The organism is Chryseobacterium sp. RU37D, from assembly GCF_900156075.1.
Taxonomy (GTDB): Bacteria; Bacteroidota; Bacteroidia; order Flavobacteriales; family Weeksellaceae; genus Chryseobacterium.
Genome location: NZ_FTMM01000046.1, coordinates 1 through 8,783 on the forward strand (window position 1 = coordinate 1; position 8,783 = coordinate 8,783).

The following is an 8,783-nucleotide window of genomic DNA, read 5'->3' on the forward strand; positions in this document are numbered from 1 at the left end:
ATAAGATTTGAAACGTTGGATATTACTTGGAAGAATCTGCATTTTTTAGCATTTTCTTTAAGATTAATCAAAAAATTAAAAGTTTAAACAACTTCATAATATAAAAATAAAAAAATATTACTTATTGCAAGCAAAAACAGAACCATAATTTTATTATCCGTAAATTTGCATGTTTTATGAATTTCCTGATCAAAATATTATATCTAATTTCTAAATTACCGCTGAAAATTTTATACATTTTTTCAGATATAATTTTCTTCCTGAATTATTATATCGTCGGATATAGAAAAAAAGTAATCACTAATAACCTCACCAATTCCTTTCCTGAAAAGTCTGAAAAAGAAATTGCAGAAATTAGAAAAAATTTCTACCTCAATTTCTCTGATTATCTTGTGGAAACGGTGAAATCATTCAGCATTTCCGAAACAGAATCCAGGGTGAGAATGCAGCATATAAACCAGAAGGTCTTCCATGAAGCTAAAGCAGAGGGTAAAAATATCATTATGCTGGCCGGTCATGTCTTTAACTGGGAATGGATCAATGCACTGGCAACAATTATTCCACAGGACCACTGCCACCCCGTATACAGAAAAGTAAACAGTGATTTCTGGGAAAACCAGATGAAAAAAGTACGGAACAAATTCGGGAATGAGGCCCTGGAAGCCAAAGAAGTGATTCTGAATATCGTAAGGTCTAAGAATGACGGAAGCTCAGCCTATATGTTTGTAGCAGACCAGACTCCTCATTTTGCTCATATTACCTACGGATTAGAATTTTTGAACCAAAGGACCCCTGTATTTACCGGATACGACAGATTAGCAACCAAAATGGACCTTGCTTTTATTTATTGTGAAATGAAGAAGGTAAAACGTGGATTTTACCAGGTGAATTATCACAGAATCTACCCAGATGGAGAAAAATTCGTGGAATATGAAGTGGTGAAAAAATTTCATAAATTATTGGAAAATACCTTACATAAACGACCTGATAATTATCTCTGGTCACACAGAAAATGGAAATATCAGAATTCAATTAAAAACTTTGATTCCGGGAAAATATAATGAGCATGACGAAAAAACTGGCTGTTGTTATTTTAAACTGGAACGGAAAAAACTGGCTGGAAAAGTTTCTTCCAAGTGTTGTTCAGTTTTCTCAGAATGCTGATATTTTTATCATTGATAACTGTTCTACAGACAACTCTATACAATTTCTTCAAGACAATTTTTCGACAGTGCAGATTATTAAGAATAATGAAAATTATGGCTTTGCAGGAGGTTATAATGAGGGGTTAAAAGAAATAAAAAATAAATATTACTGCCTTCTCAATTCTGATGTAGAAGCTACGGAAAACTGGACTGAGCCAATTCTGGATATATTTGAAAAAAATTCATCAATTGCAGCTATTCAGCCTAAGATTTTATCTTTTCATAACAGGAATTATTTTGAATTTGCAGGAGCTGCCGGCGGTTTAATCGACAATCTCGGCTACCCTTACTGCAGAGGAAGGATTTTTGATGATCTGGAAGAAGACAAAGGCCAATATGACGATGAAACAGAGATTTTCTGGGCTTCCGGATGCTGTTTCTTTATCCGTTCAAAAGATTTTTGGGAACAGAAAGGTTTTGATGAGAGATTTTTTGCTCATCAGGAAGAAATCGATCTTTGCTGGAGATTAATCAACTCCGGGAAGAAAATTTTTTATACCGGAAAATCTAAGGTTTATCATGTAGGAGGCGGAACCTTAAATAAACAAAGCGCTCAGAAAACTTATTTAAATATCCGGAACAATCTATCTATGATGCTAAAAAATTTACCTTTTCCTAAGCTGATCTGGCTAATATTTTTCAGATTATGTTTAGATGGTATTTCCGGGGTTTATTTTGGGTTAAAACAAGGTTTTCCGCATCTTTTGGCGGTTGCCAGAGCGCATTTCGGTTTTTATGGACAGGCTGCAGAAACCTGGAAGCGACGTCAGAATCATCAGAAAAAAGAATTTTATCAAACCAAATGGCTGATTTTTAAACATTTTTTAGGTGGAAAATAAAATAGTTCTGAGTTTAAACTTTGAACCTTAAATATAATTTTAAATGGATTTTTGTGCATTAGACTTCGAAACCGCCACACACGAGAGAAATTCTGCGTGTGAGCTTGGTATTTGTATTGTACAGGATTCAAAAATTGTTGAAACCAAAACCTGGCTTATTAAACCGCCGAGTTTTCCTTATTTCAGTCCATTCAACATTGATGTACATGGAATTTTACCGGATCACGTGAAGGACGCTCCTACTTTTGATGAAATTTGGTATGAAGTGGAGGAAATGATGTACGGAACATTGATGATTGCCCACAATGCAGGTTTTGATGCAGGAGTTCTGCGCGGATGTCTAAATCACTACGGAATGTTTACCCCGAAAATTAATTATCTATGTAGCATCCAGCTGGCTAAAAAATCTTGGAATTACTTGCCAAAATACGGATTAAAGCATTTAGCTGAATATCATCAAATTAAATTTAATCATCACAGGGCTGGAGATGATGCAGAGGTTTGTGCAAAAATCTCTTTGCTGGCTTTTGAAAAATTACTTCTTACAAGCAATGAAGAAGTTGAAGATTATATGAAATTGAAGATTAAAAAGCTTTAATTTACAAAAATTTCTGAGATAATATGCATAATTTTTTCTCTAGCAGATTATGCAGATGTTTGAGAATAATCTAATTTAGTCTTGTTACTTTAAAACTATTAATTACCTTTTGCTTTATTAATTTTTTTACTCTAATTAAGCTAATTACTCAAAACTTCTGACAAAAGATTAAACTTCGGAATATCTATTTCAAAATTTTCCTGTGTTTCCATGTTTCTGACTAAATATTTTCCACTCATATTTCCTACTCCGGAACGAAGCATTACATTTGAAAAATAAGCAAATTTTTCATTGACCGGAATCTCTGGCGTCAACCCGATTACTCCGTCACCGATAATCTCTGTATATCCAAAACCAACATCGAAGATCAGCCATTTTCTTTTAAGAATTTTTATAGGGAAATTTCCATTATTCTCTATTGTAATGTTGTACTTAAAAACGTATCTATTTTCAGATGGATAACTATTTTTGCTATCATATTCAGGTATTACTGAAACTTTGATATTTGAGGTCACTTTTGAGAACATCATCTTAGTATTTTCTAAATACATACAAAAATCTCGCCTTTAAAAGGCGAGATCAGAATTTTATATTATAATTTTATTTAAAATCTATAATTTTTTATAATTCAAGGGCTTTTCTTTCGTCACCTCCCATTAGTACTTCAACAGGATTATCAATACCTTCTTTTACCGCTACTAGGAATCCTACAGATTCTCTTCCATCTATAATTCTGTGATCGTAAGACATTGCAATATACATCATTGGACGGATTACAACCTGCCCATCAACAGCTACCGGTCTTTGGATAATGTTGTGCATTCCCAAGATAGCAGATTGAGGAGGGTTGATAATTGGTGTAGACAACATAGATCCAAATACACCACCGTTTGTAATAGTGAATGTACCTCCCGTCATTTCGTCAACAGTGATTTTCCCGTCTCTTACTCTTTCAGCTAGGTTTTTGATATTTGCTTCAACTCCTCTGAATGTCATATTCTCAGCATTTCTCAATACAGGAACCATTAACCCTTTAGGACCTGAAACCGCTACTGAAATATCGCAAAAATCATAATTAATTTTGAAATCTCCGTCGATAGATGCATTTACATCCGGATACATCTGTAATGCTCTTGTTACCGCTTTCGTAAAGAAAGACATGAAACCAAGACCAATTCCGTGCTTCTGAGCGAATTCATCTTTATATTGTTTTCTGATTCTGAAGATTTCAGACATGTCAACTTCGTTGAAAGTTGTTAACATTGCTGTTTCATTTTTAACTGAAACTAATCTTTGTGCTAATTTTCTTCTAAGAACAGAAAGTTTTGTCGTAGTTGTAGATCTTGAACCAGTAGCTGATAAAGAGCTTCCTCCCATTGCAGGAACAGCTGCTAATTCAGCGTCAGTTTTAGTGACTCTTCCATCTCTTCCACTTCCCGAAACCTGTCCGGCATCAATACCCTTTTCGTCAAGAATTTTCTTAGCAGCAGGAGATGGAGCTCCGGTTGCGTATGTTTGAGTTGCAGCAGCAGACGGTTGAGCCGCAGGTTTTGGAGCTTCTTGTTTAGCTGGTTCAGCCACTTTTGGAGCCTCTTCTTTTTTTGGATCCCCAGCAGCAGGAGCACTTGTACCTGTAGGTTTCGGAGCATCCATATCGATTAAACAAACTACCTGTCCTACCTGTACCACGTCACCTTCTTCTGCTTTTAAAGTAATAACACCACTTTGCTCAGCAGGCAATTCTAGAGTTGCTTTGTCTGAATCTACTTCAGCGATGGGTTGATCTTTTTCTACGTAATCACCATCTTTCACTAGCCAAGTTGCAATTTCAACTTCTGTAATTGATTCGCCCGGTGAAGGAACTTTCATTTCTAAAACTGACATATCGTATTTTTTATTTTTTAATAATTATTATTTCTTTTTCAGATTATAAGAAAATAGATGAAAGACAAAAGATTTTTTATTTTCCATGTCTAACTTTTAATTTTATTAAGCTGTTACTGGCCTTTTTACAGGAGCATCGTTTCTGTCGAATACTCTGTTGATCACTGCATTTTGGTTCTTCTCAAACATTTTGTGGCTACCGGGAGCAGGAGCACCGCTTGGAACCGGAGATATAACCTGAATCCCCGTATCTCTGAAGTTTCTTAAGATATAAGACCAAGCTCCCATATTTTCTGGTTCTTCCTGAGCCCAAACAATTTCTTTTCTGTTTGAATATTTTTCGAAGATTGCGTCGATTGCATCTATCTGAAGTGGATACAATTGTTCAAATCTTACCAATGCGATATTTTCAGCATTTAATTCTTCTTTTTTAGCCAATAATTCGAAGTATAATTTACCTGAACAAAGAACTAATTTTTCTACTTTTTTAGGATCAGCAGTTGGATCGTCTAAGATTGGCTGGAATCCTTTGTTTGAGAAATCTTCAAGTGGAGAAACCACTCTTGGATGTCTTAACAATGATTTTGGACTCATTACAATTAATGGCTTTCTGAAAGACCATTTTAACTGTCTCCTTAACAAGTGGAAATAGTTTGCAGGAGAAGTGATATTTGCAACCACCATATTTTCGTTAGCACAAAGCGTTAAGAATCTTTCTAGTCTCGCTGAAGAGTGTTCTGCACCCTGTCCTTCCGAACCGTGAGGCAACAACATTACCAAACCATCCTGAATTTTCCATTTTTCTTCTGCAGCAACCAAATATTGATCAACAATAATTTGAGCACCGTTCACGAAATCTCCGAACTGAGCTTCCCAAATTGTCAATGTATTAGGAGAAGCCATCGCATAACCGTAATCGAAACCAAGAACACCATATTCTGAAAGGTGAGAATTAAATACATCAAATCTATTTTCAGAAACATGTCTTAATGGGATATATTCTTCTTCAGTATCTTCTGTTTTTACAACTGCGTGTCTGTGAGAGAACGTACCTCTTTCCACATCTTCTCCGGAAATTCTTACGTTATGGCCTTCCACAAGAAGCGTAGCATATGCCAGCCACTCACCTAAAGCCCAGTCTAAAGAGTTTCCTTCAATTGCTTTGATTCTGTTTTCGAAAAGTCTTGTAATTTTATTGATGAACTTTTTATCAGCCGGAAGTGTTGACATTTTAATCGCCAGTTCTTTCAACTTTTCAAGATCGTATTTTGTATCAACAGCGTCCTGAACAGCTCCTTTTTTAGCAATCGGATAATTTGTCCAGTCGTCTGCCATGAAAACGTCCATTACGTTTTTCTCAATTTCTTTAGAAGCATCAAAGTCTTTATCTAAAAGTGCTTTGAATTCCGTCTCCATTTTAGCGATTACATCATTTGAAGTGACGCTGTCTTTTAATAATTTATCTTTATAAATTTCTCTAGGATTCGGGTGCTTAGAAATTAATTTATATAAATTAGGCTGGGTAAATCTTGGCTCATCACCTTCGTTATGACCGTATTTTCTATATCCTAATAAATCAATATAAACATCTTTACCAAACTTAGCTCTGAAATCTGCAGCGAAGTGAATTGCATGAACCACGGCTTCCGCATCATCAGCATTCACGTGCATTACAGGAGATTCTGTAACTTTTGCAATATCTGTACAATATGTAGAAGACCTTGCATCCATATAGTTTGTCGTAAACGAAACCTGATTGTTTACAACAATATGAACCGTACCACCAGTTTTGTACCCTTCCAAAGTCATCATCTGAGCAACTTCGTAAGCAATACCTTGTCCGGCAAGAGCGCCATCACCGTGGATAATGATCGGTAAAACCTTAGAATAATCTTTATATTTATCATCCACCTTTGCACGGCAAATTCCTTCTACCAGAGCAGCCACAGTTTCAAGGTGAGACGGGTTTGGAGTCAAATTAATGCAAACTTCTTCTCCTGAAGCGGTTTTAATTTTTTTAGATGAGCCTAAGTGATATTTCACGTCACCGGAGAATACATCTTCTTCAAATTCTTTGCCTTCAAATTCTGAGAAAATCTGCTTGTAAGATTTTCCGAAAATATTCGTAAGGACATTTAATCTACCTCTGTGAGCCATCCCTAACACCACTTCATCTACGCCCAACTGAGAAGATCTTGAGATCAACTGATCCAAAGCAGGAATCAAAGTTTCACCACCTTCTAATGAGAATCTTTTCTGACCAACAAATTTTGTATGAAGATAATTTTCAAATGCTACAGCCTGATTTAATTTTAATAAAATTTCAGTTTTTTCATTCGCAGAAAGGCTTGGATGATTTTCATTAACCTGAAGCCATCTTTTGATGAAATCTTTTTCTTCAACGTTGTTGATATGCATGTATTCAACACCGATAGAGCCGCAATAGATCTTTTGCAAACGGTTAATAATCTCCTGTAAAGTCGCAGGTTCTTTGAAACCGATTTCAACAGCTCCATTGAATTTTGTATTTAAATCCGCACTGCTTAACCCGAAGTTTTCGATGTCCAACGTAGGTGTGTAATGTCTTCTTTCTCTTACCGGGTTTGTTTTTGTAAACAGGTGGCCTCTTGTTCTGTAAGCCTCGATAAGGTTTACAATTTTAAATTCTTTTTTGATATGTTCTGGAACCTCTCCGTTTGATACTGCCTGAGCTGCCTGCTGTACTACAGGAGCTGAAGCTGCCGGAGTTTGAATATATTGGATGTTATCGTCATCTCCGTAGTTCTCCAAAGCAAAATCGAAACCTTGAAAAAAGGCTTTCCATGATGATTCTAAAGAGTCCGGGAATTTTAAATACTGTTGGTATAAATCCTCAATTAACTGAGAATGAGCTGCGTTTAGGAATGAAAATCTGTCCATTATTACAGTTTATCTATTATTAAATTTTGTTTGTAGAATTAATCTTCAAATTTAATAAAAAAAACCGATGTGGAACAGCCTTAAATCATTAAAAATAACTATAAAAGTGATAATTTTCAGGAATCTACTTGTATACCGACAATGAGAGCTTCATATTGACATTCTGGCCTTCCATCGGGCGCTCAATGAAAGTCTGGCGGATATCGCCGAACCGCATTTCGTCTTTTTTGGCTTTCTGGGTCAGCTGCTGGACTGCTTTTACCCTTCCCTCATAAGCTCCTTTGTAATAGATCACATAATCCTGGGAAGCATTTATTGTTCTGAAACTAAAATTATTATCTGTAACGCCAAACTTTTTAGACAACGGAATCCCAAGATAATAGGAAACCTCTTTATCCTTGTAATTATCGGCATCCGTGATGAGCATCGGAAATCCAAATTCATCGTCTTTTTTGCCGAGATCCATCGTCGTGTAATTGTAAATTTTATTGTAGTTTATAACAATATTTTTAAAAAGAGCATCCTTTTTGTTTGAAGTACTTACATTGATCCCTAGAAGGAGTTTTGATTCTTGATTTTCCACCATCAGGCTGTCATATTTGATAGCCGCTATTTGATTGTCTTTATCTACCTTGTTGCCCAGAACATTTTTAAGATTGATCATACTCTTATCAATATTTTCAGCAAAACGGTCTTCTGTCCAGAAATTTTCAACCCTTTTTAAAACAGATAATTTAGGGGTATGAACCACCCATATAATTTTAGTCTTTTGTACAGAAACGGGCTTGAATTTTACATCGACAATTGTAGGGTTTTCATTTTTGTCTTCAAATAGCTGGTATCTTAAAGCATTGTTCGACTTTTCATAGCGGATAAACATTTCGCCATCCGTATCGTTTTTCGGATCTACATAGCTGATAGAACTTCCCTGGCCCTCATAGGGGGTATAGTAATCAATATCAATGAATTGGGAGCTTGCAAAGAAATTATTCCAGCGAGTAAAATTCTGCAGATTATTGAATTGTGAAAAGACTTTCGCCAAAGGATAATCAATCTCTTTTTCAATTTTAAAATCTTTGTTTTCGTCCACAAAAAAATACATGGAAGCCGCATAAGCCCCAACCAATAAAATAATAAGTATCGCTATGATCTTGAAAAAACGCATCGCACAAATGTATTGAAAATAAAAAAAGTGACCAATATGTTGATCACTCTTGTTTTAAATTTATTTGTAATATTCAATTGGATATGCAAATAAAATTTCCAGTTAGAGTTAAGCTACATTTTTGTAAATTTTGTTTTGATTGTTAAATTCTTCTATTGTTTGATAATTCAGGG

The 8,783-nt window shown here is 35.4% G+C and carries 7 protein-coding genes; 3 read left to right on the forward strand and 4 right to left on the reverse strand.

The genetic code is table 11. The features are described 5' to 3' along the window. Window positions 1-176 precede the first annotated feature (176 nt). From BW926_RS13730 to BW926_RS13740, 3 genes are read left to right on the forward strand one after another with little or no spacing between them, the layout of a single operon-like run. Complete coding sequence (locus BW926_RS13730) at window positions 177-1,061, forward strand: lysophospholipid acyltransferase family protein (RefSeq protein ID WP_076447893.1); 885 nt, start codon at window positions 177-179, stop codon at window positions 1,059-1,061. Between the two features lie 5 nt (window positions 1,062-1,066). Continuing rightward, window positions 1,067-2,044 (forward strand): glycosyltransferase family 2 protein, encoded by a 978-nt coding sequence (locus BW926_RS13735; protein ID WP_076447902.1) that lies wholly within the window; start codon window positions 1,067-1,069, stop codon window positions 2,042-2,044. A gap of 43 nt (window positions 2,045-2,087) precedes the next feature. Continuing rightward, window positions 2,088-2,642 (forward strand): 3'-5' exonuclease, encoded by a 555-nt coding sequence (locus BW926_RS13740; RefSeq protein ID WP_076447894.1) that lies wholly within the window; start codon window positions 2,088-2,090, stop codon window positions 2,640-2,642. 140 nt (window positions 2,643-2,782) lie between these two features. On the opposite strand, the gene apaG is transcribed toward BW926_RS13740, so the two are convergent. The 4 genes from apaG to BW926_RS13760 form a co-directional block, all read right to left on the reverse strand. Continuing rightward, window positions 2,783-3,193 (reverse strand): Co2+/Mg2+ efflux protein ApaG, encoded by a 411-nt coding sequence (gene apaG, locus BW926_RS13745; RefSeq protein ID WP_228403460.1) that lies wholly within the window; start codon window positions 3,191-3,193, stop codon window positions 2,783-2,785. 70 nt (window positions 3,194-3,263) lie between these two features. Continuing rightward, window positions 3,264-4,526 carry a 2-oxoglutarate dehydrogenase complex dihydrolipoyllysine-residue succinyltransferase gene (gene odhB, locus BW926_RS13750; RefSeq protein WP_076447897.1) on the reverse strand — a complete coding sequence of 421 codons (1,263 nt, stop codon included), beginning with the start codon at window positions 4,524-4,526 and terminating at the stop codon, window positions 3,264-3,266. Window positions 4,527-4,631: 105 nt separating this feature from the next. Continuing rightward, complete coding sequence (locus BW926_RS13755) at window positions 4,632-7,445, reverse strand: 2-oxoglutarate dehydrogenase E1 component (RefSeq protein ID WP_076447899.1); 2,814 nt, start codon at window positions 7,443-7,445, stop codon at window positions 4,632-4,634. A gap of 124 nt (window positions 7,446-7,569) precedes the next feature. Then, window positions 7,570-8,610: an SRPBCC family protein gene (locus BW926_RS13760; RefSeq protein WP_076447901.1), complete on the reverse strand. Its 1,041-nt coding sequence runs from the start codon at window positions 8,608-8,610 to the stop codon at window positions 7,570-7,572. Window positions 8,611-8,783: the final 173 nt, after the last annotated feature.

Coding starts and splice junctions, on each gene's coding strand:
- BW926_RS13730 (WP_076447893.1), top strand. CDS start 177: ATGAATTTCCTGATCAAAATATTATATCTAATTTCTAAATTACCGCTG.
- BW926_RS13735 (WP_076447902.1), top strand. CDS start 1,067: ATGACGAAAAAACTGGCTGTTGTTATTTTAAACTGGAACGGAAAAAAC.
- BW926_RS13740 (WP_076447894.1), top strand. CDS start 2,088: ATGGATTTTTGTGCATTAGACTTCGAAACCGCCACACACGAGAGAAAT.
- apaG (WP_228403460.1), bottom strand. CDS start 3,193: ATGTATTTAGAAAATACTAAGATGATGTTCTCAAAAGTGACCTCAAAT.
- odhB (WP_076447897.1), bottom strand. CDS start 4,526: ATGTCAGTTTTAGAAATGAAAGTTCCTTCACCGGGCGAATCAATTACA.
- BW926_RS13755 (WP_076447899.1), bottom strand. CDS start 7,445: ATGGACAGATTTTCATTCCTAAACGCAGCTCATTCTCAGTTAATTGAG.
- BW926_RS13760 (WP_076447901.1), bottom strand. CDS start 8,610: ATGCGTTTTTTCAAGATCATAGCGATACTTATTATTTTATTGGTTGGG.